Source organism: Ensifer adhaerens (assembly GCF_020035535.1).
Lineage (GTDB): Bacteria > Pseudomonadota > Alphaproteobacteria > Rhizobiales > Rhizobiaceae > Ensifer.
Window position 1 is genome coordinate 1,603,571 of the sequence record NZ_CP083349.1, and the last position, 18,103, is coordinate 1,621,673.

Sequence of the window (18,103 nt, forward strand, 5' to 3'; positions counted from 1 at the left end):
GCAATCAGACGCCGCCGGAGAACGTATCGCAGGCCGACATCTTGCCGCTGTCAAAGCCGCGCTTGAACCAGCGCATCCGCTGTTCGGAAGTGCCGTGGTTGAAGCTCTCCGGCACCACGTAGCCCTGCATGCGCTTCTGCAGCGTGTCGTCGCCGATCTGGGTGGCGGCGTTCAGCGCCTCTTCGAGGTCGCCTTGCTCGAGCAGGCCCTTCTGCTCCGTGTATTTGCCCCAGACGCCGGCGAAGCAATCGGCCTGCAGCTCGACGCGGACGGACATCTGGTTGGCCTCGGTCTCGCTCATCGACTGGCGCATCTGGTTGAATTTCGGCAGGACGCCGATCAGGTTCTGGACGTGGTGGCCGACCTCATGGGCGACGACATAGGCCTGGGCGAAGTCACCCGATGCGTCGAACTTCTGGGCGAGTTCGTCGAAGAAGCTCATGTCGAGATAGACCTTGTGGTCGCCCGGGCAATAGAACGGCCCGGAGGCGGCAGACGCGAAGCCGCAGGCCGAGCGCACCTGGCCGCGGAAGAGCACCATCTTGGGCTCCTCATATTGCTTGCCATTCGCCTGGAAAATGCCGTTCCAGGTATCCTCTGTCTCTGCAAGCACCGTCGCCATGAACTGCTTCATTTCCTCTTCCTGGGCAGAGCCGCGCGGTGCCGGCGAACCGTCGCTCTGCTCGAAGCCGGGCTGCTGTACCTGACCGCCGCCGCCTTCCAGCACCTGCAGCATGTCGATGCCCACGGCCTTGAGAATGAAGTAGAGGATGACGAGGAAGATGATCGTGCCGAAGCTCATGCCGCCGCCGGCGCGCCGCATGCCGCCTCCGCCGCCCGGCATGCGAAATCCGCCACCACGGCCGAACGGATTGCCGCCGAGGCCCCCACCCGGGCTCGCGCCGCGCTGGTCTTCGATATTCTCGGATTGGCGGCGGCCTTTCCACTCCATGATCTGTCCTCCGGCGCTGTGCAAACAGGCATTGTCGGTACGTACATTTATAAGACGGCCCTAACGTCGTTGTAAAACGCAATCGCCACCCGTAAGTTCGCGATCTCGCCAATCTTTTTTGCAGCGCCAGCGAGGCGCCGCTTCGGACGCCGGCAGTGAAATGCACGCCGGCCGAAGATGGCACCGCTTGCCTTGACGCCATATCGCTTTGCCGCTCCTATGCCATGGCGGACAGGAGCGAGGAGGAGCGTTCATGAAGGCGTTGCGGCTTGAAGGAATCGGTCGGCTCAGCGTGGTCGAAGTCGAAAAGCCCCTGCCCGGTCCACGGGACCTGCTCGTCCGGGTCGAAGCCTGTGGCATCTGCGGCACCGACCGGCATCTGCTGCATGGCGAATTTCCCTCGAAACCGCCGGTCACCCTTGGTCATGAATTCTGCGGCATCGTCGAAGCCATAGGAAGTGAAGTCTCGGATATAGCAATCGGCGCGCGCATTACCGGTGACCCCAACATCGCCTGTGGCGCTTGCCCCCAGTGCAGCACAGGACGTGTCAACCTTTGCCGCAATCTGCGGGCAATTGGCATCCACCGTGATGGCGGCTTCGCCGACTATGTTCTTGTGCCGCGCAAGCAGGCTTTCGAACTGCCGCGGGCCCTCGATCCGGTTCGCGGCGCCTTTTGCGAGCCGCTGGCCTGCTGCCTGCATGGCGTGGACATGTCAGGCATTCGCGCCGGCTCCTCCGTCATCGTTCTGGGTGGCGGAGTGATCGGCCTGCTGGTGGTGCAGCTCGCCAGGCTCGCGGGCGCCACCACGGTGATCCTGTCGACCCGACAGGCGGTGAAGCGTCGCCTCGCCGAAGAGCTCGGTGCGACCGCGACCGTCGATCCCTCCTCGGCCGATATCGTCGAATTCGTCACTGGCGATTCCGGGCTCGTTCCCGGTGGGGTCGATGTCGTCATCGAATGCGCCGGTGTTGCCGAAACCGTCGGGCAGGCGACACGCCTCGCAAAGGCGGGCGGTACGGTTGTCATCCTTGGCGTCATGCCGCAGGGCGAGACCGTGGAGATCGAGCCCTTCGATATTCTCTTCCGCGAACTGCGCGTGCTCGGGTCCTTCATCAACCCGTTCGTGCATCGGCGCGCCGCCGAGCTGGTGGCCTCCGGTGCCATCGAGATCGACAAGCTGATCTCCCGGCGCGTGATGCTCGATGAGGCTGCGGGCGTCATCGCGCATCCGCCGGCAGCGGGCGAAGTGAAGGTTCTGGTGATCCCCGGTAGCGCCTGATGCTTTGGCGTGATTTCGATACCGCCTCGCAAGCGACAAAGCAGAGCACGCGCAAATATCCCCGCTTCTTGTCGATTCCGGAATTTTCGGGGTTTCGCTTGCAGATACATTTGCCTATAAGCCGCTTCTAGCCTGAAAAGACCCATCAATGCGTGCCCGGCCGGTGACCTCCCACTTTGGCCGGTTTTTCGCGCAGCTAGAAACGGATGACCGACCATGCCGAAGCGCCAAGATATCAAGTCCATTCTTATCATCGGCGCAGGGCCGATCGTCATCGGTCAGGCATGCGAATTCGACTATTCCGGCACCCAGGCCTGTAAGGCGCTGAAGGAGGAAGGCTACCGTGTCATCCTCGTCAACTCCAACCCCGCAACGATCATGACCGATCCGGGCCTCGCCGACGCAACTTACGTCGAGCCGATCACCCCGGAAGTTGTCGCCAAGATCATCGCCAAGGAGCGCCCCGACGCCCTGCTCCCGACCATGGGTGGCCAGACGGCGCTCAACACCGCGCTGTCGCTGCGCCGCATGGGCGTGCTCGACCGCTACAATGTCGAGATGATCGGCGCAAAGCCGGATGCGATCGACAAGGCCGAAGACCGCGCGCTCTTCCGTGAGGCCATGGCGAAGATCGGCCTGGAGACGCCGAAGTCGCGGCTGGCCAACGCGACCGACATCAAGGACCACGACCGTAAGGTGCATGAGGCCGAGCGCGCCGAACTGAAGAGCCGGCTCTCCGGCTCCGAGCTCGACAAGGCGCTGGATAATCTCGAAAACCAGTGGAACCTCGGTGAAGGCGATCGCAAGCAGCGCTACATGAACCACGCGATGGCGATTGCAGCGCAGGCGCTCGACGATGTCGGCCTGCCGGCGATCATCCGCCCGTCCTTCACGCTCGGCGGCACCGGCGGCGGCATCGCCTACAACCGCACCGAATTCTTCGACATCGTCGGCAGCGGTCTCGATGCATCGCCGACCACCGAAGTGCTGATCGAAGAATCGGTGCTCGGCTGGAAGGAGTACGAGATGGAAGTCGTCCGCGACACGGCGGACAACTGCATCATCATCTGCTCGATCGAAAACATCGACCCGATGGGCGTCCACACCGGCGATTCGATCACCGTTGCTCCGGCGCTGACGCTGACGGACAAGGAATACCAGATCATGCGCAACGCCTCGATCGCGGTTCTGCGCGAGATCGGCGTTGAGACCGGCGGTTCGAACGTGCAGTTCGCCGTCAACCCGAAGGACGGGCGCCTGGTCGTCATCGAGATGAACCCGCGCGTTTCGCGCTCTTCAGCTCTGGCGTCGAAGGCGACCGGCTTCCCGATCGCCAAGATCGCGGCGAAGCTTGCGATCGGCTACACGCTCGACGAACTCGACAACGACATCACCGGCGGCGCAACCCCGGCTTCGTTCGAACCGTCGATCGACTACGTCGTCACCAAGATCCCGCGCTTTGCATTCGAGAAGTTCCCGGGCGCCTCGCCGGTGCTGACCACCGCGATGAAGTCGGTCGGCGAAGTCATGGCGATCGGCCGCACCTTTGCCGAATCGCTGCAGAAGGCGCTGCGTGGCATGGAGACTGGCCTTACCGGCCTCGACGAAATCGAAATCCCGGACATGGACGAAAACGGCGATGGCCGTAACGCCATCCGCGCCGCGATCGGCACGCCGACGCCGGACCGTCTGCGCATGGTCGCCCAGGCGCTGCGTCTCGGCATGAGCGAGGCGGAAGTCCACGAGGCGAGCAAGATCGATCCGTGGTTCATCGCTCAGTTCAAGGCGATCGTCGACATGGAAGCCCGCATCCGCGAGCACGGCCTGCCCCAGGATGCCGACAACCTGCGCATGCTGAAGGCCATGGGCTTCTCCGATGCCCGTCTGGCAACGCTCGGCGGCAAGCGCCCGAAGGAAGTGGCCGAACTGCGCAATGCGCTGAATGTGCGTCCGGTCTACAAGCGCATCGATACCTGCGCCGCCGAATTCGCCTCGCCGACCGCCTACATGTACTCGACCTACGAGACGCCCTTCGTCGGTGCCGCCCGTTCTGAAGCCGAGGTTTCCGACCGCAAGAAGGTCGTCATCCTTGGTGGTGGCCCGAACCGCATTGGCCAGGGTATCGAGTTCGACTATTGCTGCTGCCACGCCGCCTTCGCGCTGAAGGATGCCGGCTATGAAGCGATCATGATCAACTGCAACCCGGAGACGGTTTCGACCGACTACGACACCTCCGATCGCCTCTACTTCGAACCGCTGACCGCCGAAGACGTGATCGAGATCATGCGCGCCGAGCAGGAAAAGGGCGAGCTCGTCGGCGTCATCGTGCAGTTCGGTGGCCAGACGCCGCTGAAGCTCGCCGAAGCGCTGGAAAAGAACGGGATTCCGATCCTTGGCACCGCGCCGGACGCGATCGACCTCGCCGAAGACCGCGACCGCTTCCAGAAGCTGCTGATGAAGCTCGATCTCAACCAGCCGAATAACGGCATCGCCTATTCGGTCGAGCAGGCCCGCCTCGTCGCTGGCGAGATCGGCTTCCCGCTGGTCGTGCGCCCGTCCTACGTACTCGGCGGCCGCGCGATGCAGATCATCCATTCGGAAAGCATGCTGCAGAGCTATCTGCTCGACACGGTGCCGGGCCTCGTTCCTGAAGACATCAAGCAACGTTACCCGAACGACAAGACCGGCCAGATCAATACGCTGCTCGGCAAGAACCCGCTGCTGTTCGACAGCTACCTGACGAACGCCACCGAAGTGGACGTCGACTGCCTCTGCGACGGCAAGGATGTGTTCGTCTCGGGCATCATGGAGCACATCGAGGAGGCCGGCATCCATTCGGGCGACAGCGCCTGCTCTCTGCCGGTGCACACGCTCGATACTGCCATGGTCGACGAACTCGAGCGCCAGACGGCAGCCCTTGCCAAGGCACTCAATGTCGGCGGCCTGATGAACGTGCAGTTCGCCATCAAGGACGGCACGATCTACGTGCTCGAAGTCAACCCGCGCGCATCGCGTACCGTGCCCTTCGTTGCCAAGACGATCGGCGCGCCGATCGCCAAGATCGCAGCCCGCGTCATGGCCGGCGAAGCACTTGATGTCGCGATCGCGGCCTACGGCGAAAAGCCCGATCCGCGCAACCTGAAGCACATCGCCGTCAAGGAAGCCGTGTTCCCCTTCGCCCGCTTCCCGGGTGTCGATACACTGCTCGGTCCGGAAATGCGATCGACCGGCGAAGTTATCGGTCTCGATACCGACTATGCGCTCGCCTTCGCCAAGTCGCAACTCGGCGCCGGCGTCGACCTGCCGCGCGATGGAACGGTATTCGTTTCGGTGCGCGACGAAGACAAGACCCGGGTTCTTCCGGCGATCCGCATCCTCGTCGACATCGGCTTCAAGGTCATGGCCACCGGTGGCACGGCCCGCTTCCTTGGTGAACACGGCATTGCCGCCTCCAAGGTCAACAAGGTCCAGGAAGGCCGGCCGCACGTCGAGGATGCGATCCGCAACCGCCAGGTCCAGCTCGTGTTCAACACCACCGACAGCAACAAGGCGATCTCGGACTCGAAGTCGCTGCGTCGCGCGACGCTGATGCAGAAGGTTCCCTACTACACGACGATGGCCGGCGCCGAAGCGGCAGCGCACGCGATCAAGGCACTGAAGGCCGGCAGCCTCGAAGTGCGTCCGCTGCAGAGCTACTTCAAGGCCTAATACGACGAGCGGCGCGTGATGACCTCACGCGCCGCTTCCATTTCCAGCGGACGCCTGTGATCGGCGCTTTCGTCCACCCCGTCCGGCTGAATGCAGCATGAATGGGCGGTTCAGGCTGCGTTCGTCCGCGCCATGCTCCAATATGTCTGCGCTTAGGTATCGGAGGGGCCTCCGGTGGGCGCGCTACGGGGCAAGATCGTGCAACTCTACTTCTTCGATTTGCATTGGGGTGACGAGCACTTCGTCGACGAGGACGGCATCATCCATTTCGATGAGGGCTCGGCCCTCTATTACGGTCAGCGCATCGCCGACAGGATCGGCCGCGATACGGACTATGGATCCCTGAAGGTCGAGGTTTTCTCCAGCAATCGCAGACTGCTCGCGACGATCTTTCCGTCGATTGGCCGCGGTGGCGAGCAGCGCGCGCTGCTTGGGCGCCGACAGGTCGGTGCGCCACTCCACGCGGCTGCCTAGTGCGCCATTGACCGCACCGCGCTCTAGTCTCCGGCGAACGCGCCGAGCGTCGCTCCGCCTTGGCCCGGCCGCGATCGTTTGGCGGCAAGCCGCACGGTTCTGAGGCCGAAATAGAGCGATGCCGTTGAGATCACGGACGCGACGACGAAGACGGTGAACAACGCGCCATGCATCGTCGCAACACTTGCCTTCTCGTCGAAGCCGCGGAGATTTGCCGTCAGTCCGCAGATTGCGGCGCCAATGGCGTAGCCGGCCGATTGCAGCGTCGGCAGGAACGCCGACGTCTTGTCGCGCTCCTTGTGTGGCGACACATCCATCATCAACTGGCTGAGCGTACCCCAGGAGATGCCGAAGCCGGCGCCGACCGCGATCTGGCTCGGGAAGACCAGCCGGAATTCGTCGATGGCCATCGCGACCGTCAGGCCGGCAAGTCCGAGGCTCAGAAGCGCCGGCCCCAACGGGATCAGTTTCACACGCAGGTCGTGTGAGCGAAGGCTCGCAACGAGGATTGCGGTAAAGCTCCATGAGATCGCCATCAGCGCACCGGAGAAACCGGCAGCCGTCGGGCTGAAGTCCCACACGTGCTGCAGTCCGTAGATGAGGTAGATCGAGCCGGACGCCTGCGCCAGCGGCATCAGCAACACGACCCAAAGGCCGGTGCCGAGCGGTTTTGTCAGCGCGAAGGCGCCGGCAGGCAGGATCGAGTGCTCCGCACGCCGGTCAGCCTGGACCACCGCCCAGAGGATTGTCAGAGCCGTTGCCAGCGCGGCGATCATCAAGGGAACACTTGCGGCCGTGGTCGACACCGAGATCAGCAAAATGCCGGTGCCGACGATGATTAGCCGCAGCAGCGGGATCGGACGGGATGTGCTGGCCGCAACCTTCTGTGCCGGCACTATAGCAAGGACGAGCACGACGAAGATTGCGGCTGCCGGGATATTGACGCCAAATGCTGCCCGCCAGGACCAATGCTCTGTGAGAAATCCGGAAACGAGTGGCCCGCCGAAGGCAGCCGTTGCCCAGACGATGGCTTCGGCTCCAAAGATCTTCGGTACCAATCGCGGCGGGAAGAGCGCGGGAATCAATGCATAACAAACCGCGGCTATGATTCCTTCGCCGAAACCCTGAAAGATCCGGCCGGCAAGCACCTGCGGCATGCTGCCTGCGGTCGTCGCGATCATGGTTCCGGCGACAAAGACGATGGCGGCGGTAATCAGCGTGCCGCGTGCGCCGAATCTTGTCTTGAGATTCGCGGCAATTGCGCCGCCGAGAATGGCGAAGACGAGATAGAGCGTGACAGCCCAGGAAAGCAGCGTGGCCCCGCCGATCTCGGAGACAGCCGTCGGCAGTGCGGTCGCAATGAAAAACTCGTTGAAGGCAAAGAGCGCGACCCCGAGGCAGAGCGTGACGGTCGCCGCCAGATAGTTCGGCCTAAGCAGTTCGCTCCAGCGGCCATCCTCCTGCGGCGGTACGTCCAGGTCTGCCCTGATGTTGTCGTCCTTGGCGAAATCCATGGGGCACGCTTCCTCATTGATATTTTCTGGGAGCAACTCTGATACGACCTCAAGCGCTGTTGAGGTAAAGCGGTTTCTGAAAAACTTGCCACCGGTTTCGTTCGTCTACAAGTTGCGGACCGTTTGTTGCCTTCGGTGGATGGTGGCGAAATATCTGGCTTTCGCGCTTCCGTTTCTGCTATAACGAAGGTTCGAAGTTTCGGACGGTTCCGGTGCTCGCGCGCCGGAGACCGTTTTCTTTTGCGTTGGCGCCGCCCCAAGGGCGGCGCCTCGTGCTTGATGAAGGACATTGAAATGGTCGAAAAAGTGCCGATGACACAGGGCGGATTCGTCAACCTGCAGGAGGAGCTGCGCTGGCGCCAGCAGGAAGAACGACCGCGAATCATCGAGGCTATTGCCGAAGCCCGTGCACATGGCGACCTGTCGGAAAATGCCGAATACCACGCTGCCAAGGAAGCGCAGAGCCACAATGAGGGCCGCATCACCGAGCTCGAAGACTTGATCGCCCGCGCGGAAGTCATTGATCTCACGAAGATGTCCGGCTCCAAGATCAAGTTCGGCGCCAAGGTCAAGCTCGTCGACGAAGACACCGAAGAAGAAAAGACCTATCAGATCGTCGGCGACCAGGAAGCCGACGTGAAGGCCGGCCGCATCTCGATCTCGTCGCCGATCGCGCGCGCCCTGATCGGCAAGGAAGTCGGCGATTCCATCGAAGTGAACGCCCCCGGCGGTTCCAAGGCCTACGAAATTCTCGCGGTCAACTGGGGCTGATCAGCCCCGGCAGGGGCGAAGCCTCCCTTCGCCCCGTTTTTTCCTCTTTCCAAAAGACGATCATTGCTCGCGCAAGGAGTGCGCTTTCGTGGCCGATATCCGGAACGTCGAGGTCATCGCTCCCAATTTCAAGCGCCGCCTCTCGGGCGTGACGTCCACCATCATCCAGTTGATTCCGATCCAGCGCGCGCTGGGCGAGAAGATCGCCGTGCTTGGCCCTGGGCTGCCGGACACCCTGCCCTCGATCCGCTTCCGCGATCTTCTGCGTTTGTGGAGCGCCCCGGATGGCCGGCCCTGTCGGGTCTGGCACGCACGCCGCAACGTCGAGATGCTGCCGGCGATTGTTCTGCGCGATCTCCTGGGCATGAAGCTGAAGATCGTCTTTACCTCCGCGTCGCAGCGCCGCCATACCGGCTGGAGCAAGTTCCTGATCGCCAGGATGGATGCGGTGATCGCCACGAGCGGCAAGACCGCCGCCTATCTCGAAGTGCCGAACACGGTCATCCTGCACGGCATCGACACCAAGCGCTTTCAGCCGCCGGCGGAAGCGGCCGCTGCCAAGTCGGCGCTCGGGCTCGACCCCGCGCAGAAATATGTTGGCTGCTTCGGACGCGTTCGTAAGCAGAAGGGTACCGATCTCTTCGTCGACAGCATGATCGCGCTTTTGCCCTGCCGGCCAGGCTGGAGCGCCATCGTCGCTGGCCGTGCGACCGGCCCGCACGTGGCGTTCGAGAACGAACTGAAGGAACGGGTCGCAAAGGCGGGCCTCACGGACCGCATCCGTTTCGTCGGAGAGCACACCAACATTCCCGATTGGTACCGTGCGCTCGATCTTTTCATCGCGCCGCAGCGTTGGGAGGGGTTTGGCCTGACGCCTCTGGAAGCGATGGCTACCGCCGTGCCTGTTGTTGCGACCGATGTCGGTGCGTTTTCGGAGCTGGTCGTCGTTGGCGAGCAGGAAACGGGCACCGTCATTGCCGCCAACGACTTGCAGGCGATGGTCGAGGCGGCCGCCGGCTTCATGGACGACGATCGCCGCCGCACGATGGCAGGCGCCAACGGCCTGGGACTGACGTCTGCTTCCTTCGCGATCGAGGGCGAGGCCCGGGCGATCAACACCGTCTACGAGCGTCTGATGCGCTTCTGACCGGCTGCCATCTGTAATGGCAGCCGCGCGATCGAGATTGTCTCAGCGCTTGGAGGCGAAGAGCTTCAGATAGGCGTCGGTGATCGCCTGCTTCGAGAACTGGTTCATCAGGGTATCGTGGCCGCGTTCGGCGAGGCGTTCGCCGAGCGACGTGTCGCTGGCAATGCGGTCGATTGCCTGGGCGAAGCCGTCAGCATCGCCGATATCGACCATCAGCCCGTTTTCGCCGTCACGCATGAACCATTGCGGCCCTTCCGAGCGGCTGGACACGACAGGCGTGCCTTGGGCCCAGGCCTCGAGGATCACGTTGCCGAGCGGCTCATGGCTCGACGCCATGACGAAAATGTCTGAGGCGGCGAGAAATGGCCGCGTATCCTTCTGCCAGCCGGCAAAGCGCACGCGCTTCGACACGCCGAGATCGGCCGCCAGCTTCTCCAGGTTTGCGCGTTCTTCGCCGTCGCCGACCAGCCAGAGATAGGCGTCCGGCACCTTGGCGACCGCCTGGATCAGCGTGTGGAAGCCTTTGCGCGGGACGAAGCGCCCCATCGACATGATGACCGGCGCGTTCTCGGGTGTGTCGAGCCTCGCGCGGTTGACCGGCGCGACGCGCTCGGTACCGGTGAAGTTGGAGATGACTTCGACATCGCGCTTCCAGCCGATCTTGCGCACATGCTCGGCGATCCCCGGCGTGTTGCAGACGAGGCAATCGGTGTTGCGGAAGTAGTCGAGGCGCAGCGGATAGTCGCCGAGGCGGGAGATCTTGATGCAGCCCTTGTAGTTCGGCATGAGACGGCTTGCACGCGGCATCCAGGCGAACAGCGCGTCCGGCTTCTCGCGGCGCGCCATGCTGCTGACTTTCATCGGCAGCAGGATCCGGTCGAGCGACAGGTTGCGGAAATTGCTTTCGATGATGCGCGTCGCGCCCTCGATGTCCTTCCGCCAGATGCGCCCTGGCCGGATGACGGAGGTCTGCTCGACGCCGCGCTCGCCAAGCGCATTCACCAGATGAACGAAGAAGCGCTCCGCGCCGCCATCCTTGCCGAAGTGGAAATGCATGACTTTCATTGGAACCTCACGGGCTGGTCTGGCGCCGATCCATGTCGTCATGGTTCGGGTGACGCTTCAGCGCGTGCCTCTGATAGATTTTGGCTGCGGTGAGAAAGGCGTAGACGGCGCCGGTCATCGCTTCGATGAAACCCGGAAACCCGCAGCGCCAAAGGCCGTTGCGGAAGTAGAGCCGGTAGAAATAGAGTGGCGGGCTGAACAGCATCTTGTAGGGGCGCGCGGACTTGCCGGCCGCAAACTGCTGGTCTGCCTTGAGCGTCGAATACTTGTTTTCCTTGAGGATCTGCTCGTCGATGATCAGCGGCCGGTAATGCAGCAGACTTCCCCTGCGTGCGGCGGCGACGGCGCCGTCCGGAACGATCCCCTCATGGACCTTCTGATTGAGGTCGTAACGCCCCCTGCCCTGGCGGATCAGTCTGAGGTTCCGTCGTTCATGCACACGCTCGGGCGTATAGCCGTAACCGATCAGATAGGGCCTGCGGGCCACGCGCCAGCCGACGGTCTCTGCCGGTGCGGCGAGCAGCGATGGCAGTAGCGCCTTCAACGGTTCGTCGAGGCGTTCGTCGGAATCGATGTTGAGGCACCACGGTTGCGTGCACTGGTCGAGGGCGAATTGCTTTTGGCCGGCATAACCGCGCCACGGCTCATGCAGGAAACGGATCGGCCACCCCTTGTCGATGTAGGATTGCACGAGCGCCGGCGTGCCGTCGGTCGAACCGGAGTCGACGATGACGATTTCCGCGCATTGTTCGAGGCTCTCGATGCAATTGCCGAGGTAGGCTTCTTCGTTCTGGCAGATGATGAAGGCGGAAAGCGGAAGCTTGCTCATGGGCGGGCCCTAGATCTGAACGAGGCCGATATCCTTGACCTGGCGAATGGTCAGCATCGTGCGCACCGTGTCGACCCGCTCGTTGGCCGTCAGCACTTCGATGACGAAATCCTGGAAAGTTGTCAGGTTCTCGGCGACACAATGCAAAAGAAAGTCGCTTTCGCCGGAAACCGTCCAGGCCTGGCGGACGATTTGCCATTCTGCGGTGGCTGCCGAGAACGCCTTGAGGTCGGCTTCCGACTGGCGCTTCAGGCCCACCATGCAAAAGGCGACCAGATCGAAACCGAGCGTCGGTGCGTTCAGTAGGGCATGGTAGCCCTTGATCACGCTGGTTTCTTCGAGCTTGCGCACACGCCTGAGGCAGGGCGGCGCGGAGATGCCCACCCTTTGGGCGAGATCGACATTGGTCATCCGGCCATCACGCTGGAGCTCGCGAAGGATCTTGAGATCGATTGCATCGAGCTCGACTTGTTTCGTCATGAACGTTCGTCCTTTTTGCGTGGTGACTTTGTGCGTGAGGGCAAAGTCGAAATCTTGTATCTGCTGATGGTTGGGCAGGCCTTGATGGTCGGCGACGTTGACCGCTACGTTCCCTATCCCGGCGCAGCCGCGACCATCTCGATCGAGATTGTCGGCAAGGCGCGCTCCCCAAGGGTGAGGTCGTCTCGAGTCGGTGCGTGGCCGAGCGCAGCGCGTTCGCGATGGAACCAAGCACGGCCGGCATTCAACCCCATATGCTTCTCCAGCAAAGTGAATCCGCGTGAAATATCGTCAAACCCGCTGGACAACAAGCAGTCCCGCCGACTATTCGCGGGAAAATGGCGTTGCCGACACCGATCGGGATACAAATAGCGGCGCACACTGCCCGAAGTGACGTGCGTCGCGCCATTGCACGGAGCATTCGCCGCCCCCAGAACGCCCAGGCACGAGACTTGGGCAGTATGATCGTCGGCCGAACCTGGTGCACAAACGCGTCATCTGGTGGCAAAACTAGATTTGGCGCTCAAGCACTTGTGTGTATCAGGGCTGACGCCCTTGAAAGTCATGGCAGGGAATCCCTAAACTATGGAACTATTTCCCATTGACGCAATGGAATCGGACGAGAGCCTTCCCTCTCCCCGTGAACGAAGGACAAGACTATGACTGCCCGTCACGTGAAAGTGCTGATCATCGGCTCCGGCCCGGCCGGTTATACGGCCGCCATCTATACTGCGCGCGCCATGCTTGAGCCGGTTCTGATCGCCGGCATGGAACAGGGCGGCCAATTGATGATCACCACGGACGTGGAGAACTATCCGGGCTATGCCGATCCGGTCCAGGGTCCCTGGATGATGGAGCAGATGCTGAAGCAGGCGACCCATGTCGGCGCCGAGATCGTCAACGATCTCGTGACCGACGTCGATCTGTCCGTGCGCCCGTTCCGCATCAAGACCGACAGCGGTAACGACTGGACGGCCGATGCCTTGATCATCGCCACCGGCGCCAAGGCAAAGTGGCTCGGCATCGAGACCGAGCCGACCTTCATGGGCTTCGGCGTCTCGGCCTGCGCCACCTGCGACGGCTTCTTCTACCGCAACAAGGATGTTATCGTCGTCGGCGGCGGTAACTCGGCCGTCGAGGAAGCGCTGTATCTGTCGAACCTCGCCAAGACGGTCACCGTCGTGCATCGCCGCGATTCCTTCCGCGCCGAAAAGATTCTGCAGGAGCGCCTGTTCGCCAAGCCGAACGTCAAGGTCATCTGGGACCACGAGGTCACGGAATACCTGGGCGCACCAGCCAAGCCGCCGATGCCGGCCTCGGTCAACGGCGTGAAGCTGCGCAACACCAAGACCGGCGAAACCCAGGACATGGTCACCGACGGCGTGTTCGTCGCGATCGGCCATGCGCCGGCGGTCGAGCTCTTCAAAGGCAAGCTTCGGCAAAAGTCCAACGGTTATCTGTGGACCGCGGCCGATTCGACGGCGACCGACGTGCCCGGCGTTTTTGCCGCAGGCGACGTGACGGACGACATCTATCGTCAGGCGGTGACGGCGGCCGGCATGGGCTGCATGGCAGCGCTTGAGGCCGAGAAATACCTGGCGGGTCATATGCCCGTCGCAATTGCAGCCGAATAGAAGCTGCGAATCGGGGTGGTGCCGCCAAGGCACCTCGCCCGAGTGGGAACAGACGCATCAGCCACATCCGGGAGACAAGACCCCGTCTCCCGGAGTGGTTTCATATGGGGGACTTCATGTCGCTGGACTGGGACAAACTGCGCATTTTTCACGCGGCGGCCGAGGCTGGGTCGTTCACGCATGCGGCAGACAAGCTTCATCTCTCTCAGTCTGCGATCAGCCGGCAGGTGAGCTCGCTTGAACAGGACGTCGGCATCAAGCTTTTTCACCGCCATGCGCGCGGTCTGATCCTCACCGAACAGGGCGAGATCCTCTATCGCACCGCGCACGAAGTGCTGATGAAGCTCGAAAGCGTCAAGGTCCAGCTGAGCGAAACCACCGACAAGCCGAGCGGCAAGCTGCGCATCACCACGACAGTCGGCCTTGGCCAGGGCTGGCTCACCGACAAGATTCAGGAGTTCATGTCGCTGCACCCGGACGTGCAGGTTCAGCTCATCCTCGACAATGAAGAGCTCGACGTGAACATGCGCCATGCGGACTGCGCCATCCGTCTGCGCCAGCCGCAGCAGTCGGACCTCATTCAGCGCAAGCTGTTCACGGTGCACATGCACGTCTATGCGGCACCGTCCTACATCAACAAATACGGCGAGCCGCAGTCGGTCGAAGATCTCGACAATCATCGGATCATCACCTTCGGCGAACCGGCGCCGAACTATCTGCTCGATGTCAACTGGCTCGAAATCGCCGGGCGGGATTCCGACAATCCGCGCGTCTCGCACCTGCAGATCAACAGCCAGACCTCGATCAAGCGCGCCTGCCTGCTGGGCATCGGCGTCGCCATGCTGCCCGACTATATTGTCGGCCGTGATCCCGGCCTCATCCAGCTGCCGATCAGCGCCGACATTCCGTCCTTCGATACCTATTTCTGCTATCCTGACGAGATGAAGAACGCCGCCAAGCTCAAGGTCTTCCGCGACTACATTGTCGCCAAGGCCCGGAACTGGAACTTCTGATGCCAGGTTGGCAAATGCTCTTTTTGTGAGCATTTCTCGGATTGGCTCGTAATTATCTGTTTTCAATGCAATATTTTGAATGCGCCCCTTTCGTTGTGCGGCGCATTTTTGCTGTGCGATGCAGAAATGGGCAGGGATGCGCACATGGCATGGCTGTCATGCATATTAAATGATTGCTGCACGCCCAAAAAAGCAGCATACCAAACTCAGCTGATGCATCTTTGGTGGCTTCTCCTCCCAGTGCCACCGCAGCAGCTGTTCCCCTCTGGAGGTTTAATTACCTTCACAACTTATAAGGGCCCAAGTCATCTTGTGGCCCTCTTTTTTTGTCTACTGTTAGATACAGGCGAACCGTGACGAAAATCACAGCCGGCTATTGAAAGCCGATACTTCGCTTCCCATATTAAAATGCAGCTGATGCATTCTTGGTGGCTTCTCCTCCCCGCCACCGCATTAGCTGTTCCCCTCTGGAGGTTCTCATTACCTTCACAACTACAAGGGCCCAAGTTTTCTTGAGGCCCTCTTTTTTTACCTTCCCGGTGCTCACGGTCTTGTGATTTGAATATCGTGATTTAGCGATACATCTATCGATAAAACACGATATGGCGATATACGATGGACAGAGACGAGATATTGAAGGCGCTTGCCCACCCGGTGCGGGTGAACATCCTTGCCTGGTTGAAAGAGCCACATCGTCATTTCCCGACGCAGGAACATCCGCTCGATCTCGGCGTATGCGCCGGCCAGTTCGAACGTTGCGGCCTGTCGCAATCGACCGTTTCCTCGCATCTCGCCGTGCTTCAGCGCGCCGGCCTCGTGACAACGCGCCGGGTCGGCCAATGGATATTCTACCGCCGCGACGAAGAGACGATCGCCGCCTTCCTCAAGAGCATCGGCGACCTCTGAGCCGAGCAACTCCTCCCAAGCAGACCTCCATGAAAGGACCTCCCATGGCCTCGCTTTTCGACCCCATCACCATCGGCGACATCGCGCTGAAGAACCGCATCGTCATGGCGCCCTTGACCCGCAACCGTTCTCCCGGGGCCGTTCCGAATACGCTGAACGTCACCTATTACGAGCAGCGCGCAACGGCTGGTTTGCTGATATCTGAGGGCACGGCGATCACCCAGCAGGGCCAGGGCTACGCCGACGTGCCCGGTCTCTATACGCCGGAGGCGCTCGAAGGTTGGCGCAAGGTGACGGATGCGGTGCACGCCAGGGGTGGCCGGATCGTCGTCCAGATGTGGCATGTCGGCCGTATCTCGCACAATTCGCTGCAGCCTGAAGGTCAGAAGCCGGTTGCGCCCTCCGCAATCCGCGCCAAATCCAAGACCTATCTGATCAATGCGGATGGCACCGGCTCCTTTGCCGAAACCTCCGAGCCGCACGCGCTGCAAATCGCCGAGATCGGGGCGATCGTCGAGGACTACCGCAAGGCTGCGCGCGCTGCGATCGACGCCGGCTTCGATGGCATCGAGATCCATGCGGCCAACGGTTATCTCATCGACCAGTTCCTGCGTTCCGGCTCGAACCATCGTACGGATGCCTACGGCGGTTCGATCGAGAACCGTGCTCGGTTCCTGTTCGAGGTGATGCATGCGGTGACGCAGGAAATCGGCGCAGGCCGTGTCGGCATTCGTCTCTCGCCCGTGACGCCTGCCAACGACGCCTTTGATCCGGAACCGCAGCCGGTGTTCGGTTACGTGGTCAAGAACCTTGCGCGCTATCCCCTCGCCTATATCCACATCATCGAAGGTGCGACGGGCGGCCCGCGTGATCACCAGCAGGGTGACCGGCCATTCGATTATGACGCGCTGCGTTCAACCTATGTTGCGGCCGGTGGCAAGGCCGCCTGGATGACCAACAACGGTTATGACAAGGCGCTGGCCGGACGGCGAAATCATCGTCACGCCCTCCAGCCATCTTCATCCCGTCCGCTATCGCAACCAGTCGGCGATGCTCAAGGTCGCGCAGGATCCGGAAGAGAAGTATGGCCGTCTGCCACTGCTTTATTGGAACGGGCAAGGCGCCGCAAAAGTCTATGAATCCGATGGAGATGCCGTTCTCATGGAGCGCACTGACAGTCAGCGCAACCTGTTCCATATGGCGATGACGGGAAGTGATGAGGACGCGACGCGCATCATCTGCCGCACCGTGGCCGAGCTTCATGCGCCGCGCCCGACACCGGTTCCGGACGATCTCGTCCCGCTCGACAAATGGTTCGCTTCACTGGAGGCGGCGGCACCCGCTCAAGGTGGCGTCTTTGCGCGCGCACTCGAGGCGGCGAAAAGCCTGTTTTCAGATCCCGAACCGCCGGTCGTGCTGCACGGCGACGTCCATCACGCCAACATCCTCGATTTCGGCGACCGTGGCTGGCTGGCGATCGATCCGAAGCGCGTGCTCGGCGATCGCGGCTACGACTATGCGAACCTCTTCTGCAATCCGGAACTGCCTCTCGTCACCGCGCCGGGCCGGCTGCAGCGGCATCTGCCCATCGTCGCCGTGGAGACGGGCCTTCACCCACGCCGCATCCTCCATTGGGTACTGGCCTATGCCGGGCTTTCCGCCGCCTGGTTCCTGGAAGACGGTGATGATTTCGGCGTCGAGAGCGACCTGACGATGGCTCGGATCGCCATCGCCGAGCTCGACCGCTAGGTTCAGCCGGTCCGCAATAGCACGACGGCATAGATACAGGTCTCGCCGCTGGCATTGCGGAAAACGCAATCCTGCGGCGGGCCAAGCTCCAGGCAATCCCCCTCGCCGAGCGCATGAGTCTCAAGGCCTTCGACGAAGGTCAGGCGGCCATGTTTCACCCATATCCAGCGACGATGAAGTGCGTAGGCAGATGCCGGGATTGGTACGTCGGCGCCGGCCGGAAGCTCGATCTCGACGAGTTCAAGCGGCAGGTCCGACATCGGTGAGACGTGGCGCCGGAGATATCCAGTCTGCGGATCGTGCCACACCGCCTGGTCCTCGCGTCGCGACAGCCTGCCCTGGCTCATCTCCGCGCGCGCGATAAGGCTGGACATGGTCAGCCCGAACGCGCCGGCGAGCTTTGCAAGCAGTGTCGCCGTCGGGCTGCTGTCGCCCCGCTCAACCTTGTGGATCATCGCGCGCGAGACGCTCGATCGCTCCGAAAGCTCGCTGAGTGACCAGCCGCGCGCCTCCCTTTCCAGACGAATTCGTTCACTGAGCCGTTGATCCAGGCTGTCTACTTTAGTATTCATATCGTAG

At 61.9% G+C, this 18,103-nt stretch carries 16 protein-coding genes and 1 pseudogene; 10 read left to right on the top strand and 7 right to left on the bottom strand.

All coding sequences use genetic code 11. From position 1 onward, the window contains the following. Positions 1 to 4 precede the first annotated feature (4 nt). Positions 5 to 952: a neutral zinc metallopeptidase gene (locus LAC81_RS07975; protein WP_223727387.1), complete on the bottom strand. Its 948-nt coding sequence runs from the start codon at positions 950 to 952 to the stop codon at positions 5 to 7. Positions 953 to 1,205: 253 nt separating this feature from the next. Between LAC81_RS07975 and LAC81_RS07980 the strand changes: the two genes are divergently transcribed. The 3 genes from LAC81_RS07980 (at position 1,206) to LAC81_RS07990 (ending at position 6,416) form a co-directional block, all read left to right on the top strand. Further along, entirely contained in the window at positions 1,206 to 2,234 is a 1,029-nt protein-coding gene (locus LAC81_RS07980; protein ID WP_223727388.1) for a zinc-dependent alcohol dehydrogenase family protein, read from the top strand. 216 nt (positions 2,235 to 2,450) lie between these two features. Then, positions 2,451 to 5,942 carry a carbamoyl-phosphate synthase large subunit gene (carB, locus tag LAC81_RS07985; protein WP_113539966.1) on the top strand — a complete coding sequence of 1,164 codons (3,492 nt, stop codon included), beginning with the start codon at positions 2,451 to 2,453 and terminating at the stop codon, positions 5,940 to 5,942. Between the two features lie 198 nt (positions 5,943 to 6,140). Then, entirely contained in the window at positions 6,141 to 6,416 is a 276-nt protein-coding gene (locus tag LAC81_RS07990) for a hypothetical protein (protein WP_223727787.1), read from the top strand. Positions 6,417 to 6,439: 23 nt separating this feature from the next. Here LAC81_RS07990 and LAC81_RS07995 read toward each other — a convergent pair whose 3' ends face one another. Then, entirely contained in the window at positions 6,440 to 7,930 is a 1,491-nt protein-coding gene (locus tag LAC81_RS07995; RefSeq protein WP_223727389.1) for an MFS transporter, read from the bottom strand. A 294-nt stretch (positions 7,931 to 8,224) separates the two neighbouring features. Between LAC81_RS07995 and greA the strand changes: the two genes are divergently transcribed. Beyond that, the gene (gene greA / locus LAC81_RS08000; protein ID WP_104664035.1) at positions 8,225 to 8,701 is read left to right on the top strand and encodes a transcription elongation factor GreA; all 477 of its coding nucleotides are present in this window, start codon (positions 8,225 to 8,227) and stop codon (positions 8,699 to 8,701) included. 88 nt (positions 8,702 to 8,789) lie between these two features. Further along, positions 8,790 to 9,848 (top strand): glycosyltransferase family 4 protein, encoded by a 1,059-nt coding sequence (locus tag LAC81_RS08005; protein ID WP_223727390.1) that lies wholly within the window; start codon positions 8,790 to 8,792, stop codon positions 9,846 to 9,848. Positions 9,849 to 9,890: 42 nt separating this feature from the next. Here the strand turns inward: LAC81_RS08005 and LAC81_RS08010 are convergent, their stop codons facing one another. The 4 genes from LAC81_RS08010 to LAC81_RS08025 form a co-directional block, all read right to left on the bottom strand. After that, a complete protein-coding gene (locus LAC81_RS08010; RefSeq protein ID WP_223727391.1) occupies positions 9,891 to 10,913 on the bottom strand; it encodes a glycosyltransferase in 1,023 nt (340 codons plus the stop codon). 7 nt (positions 10,914 to 10,920) lie between these two features. Beyond that, a complete protein-coding gene (locus tag LAC81_RS08015) occupies positions 10,921 to 11,742 on the bottom strand; it encodes a glycosyltransferase family 2 protein (protein ID WP_223727392.1) in 822 nt (273 codons plus the stop codon). A gap of 9 nt (positions 11,743 to 11,751) precedes the next feature. Then, entirely contained in the window at positions 11,752 to 12,222 is a 471-nt protein-coding gene (locus LAC81_RS08020) for an Lrp/AsnC family transcriptional regulator (RefSeq protein ID WP_223727393.1), read from the bottom strand. Between the two features lie 113 nt (positions 12,223 to 12,335). Further along, positions 12,336 to 12,476, bottom strand: coding sequence for a hypothetical protein (locus tag LAC81_RS08025; protein WP_223727394.1), 141 nt, complete (start codon positions 12,474 to 12,476; stop codon positions 12,336 to 12,338). Positions 12,477 to 12,881: 405 nt separating this feature from the next. Between LAC81_RS08025 and trxB the strand changes: the two genes are divergently transcribed. From trxB to LAC81_RS08050, 5 genes and pseudogenes are all read left to right on the top strand, one after another. Further along, positions 12,882 to 13,856, top strand: a complete 975-nt coding sequence (gene trxB, locus LAC81_RS08030; protein ID WP_223727395.1) for a thioredoxin-disulfide reductase — start codon at positions 12,882 to 12,884, stop codon at positions 13,854 to 13,856. A 116-nt stretch (positions 13,857 to 13,972) separates the two neighbouring features. Then, on the top strand, positions 13,973 to 14,869 hold the full coding sequence (locus LAC81_RS08035) for a LysR family transcriptional regulator VtlR (protein ID WP_034791460.1): 897 nt from the start codon (positions 13,973 to 13,975) through the stop codon (positions 14,867 to 14,869). Positions 14,870 to 15,484: 615 nt separating this feature from the next. Beyond that, positions 15,485 to 15,775, top strand: a complete 291-nt coding sequence (locus tag LAC81_RS08040) for an ArsR/SmtB family transcription factor (protein WP_223727396.1) — start codon at positions 15,485 to 15,487, stop codon at positions 15,773 to 15,775. Positions 15,776 to 15,819: 44 nt separating this feature from the next. After that, a pseudogene (locus LAC81_RS08045) lies at positions 15,820 to 16,758 on the top strand (alkene reductase); the annotation flags it as partial. Continuing rightward, positions 16,742 to 17,524: an aminoglycoside phosphotransferase family protein gene (locus LAC81_RS08050; RefSeq protein ID WP_223727397.1), complete on the top strand. Its 783-nt coding sequence runs from the start codon at positions 16,742 to 16,744 to the stop codon at positions 17,522 to 17,524. The pseudogene LAC81_RS08045 and the gene LAC81_RS08050, both read left to right, overlap by 17 nt. A 2-nt stretch (positions 17,525 to 17,526) precedes the next feature. Here the strand turns inward: LAC81_RS08050 and LAC81_RS08055 are convergent, their stop codons facing one another. Then, a complete protein-coding gene (locus LAC81_RS08055) occupies positions 17,527 to 18,096 on the bottom strand; it encodes a helix-turn-helix domain-containing protein (protein ID WP_223727398.1) in 570 nt (189 codons plus the stop codon). Between the last annotated feature and the right edge of the window lie 7 nt (positions 18,097 to 18,103).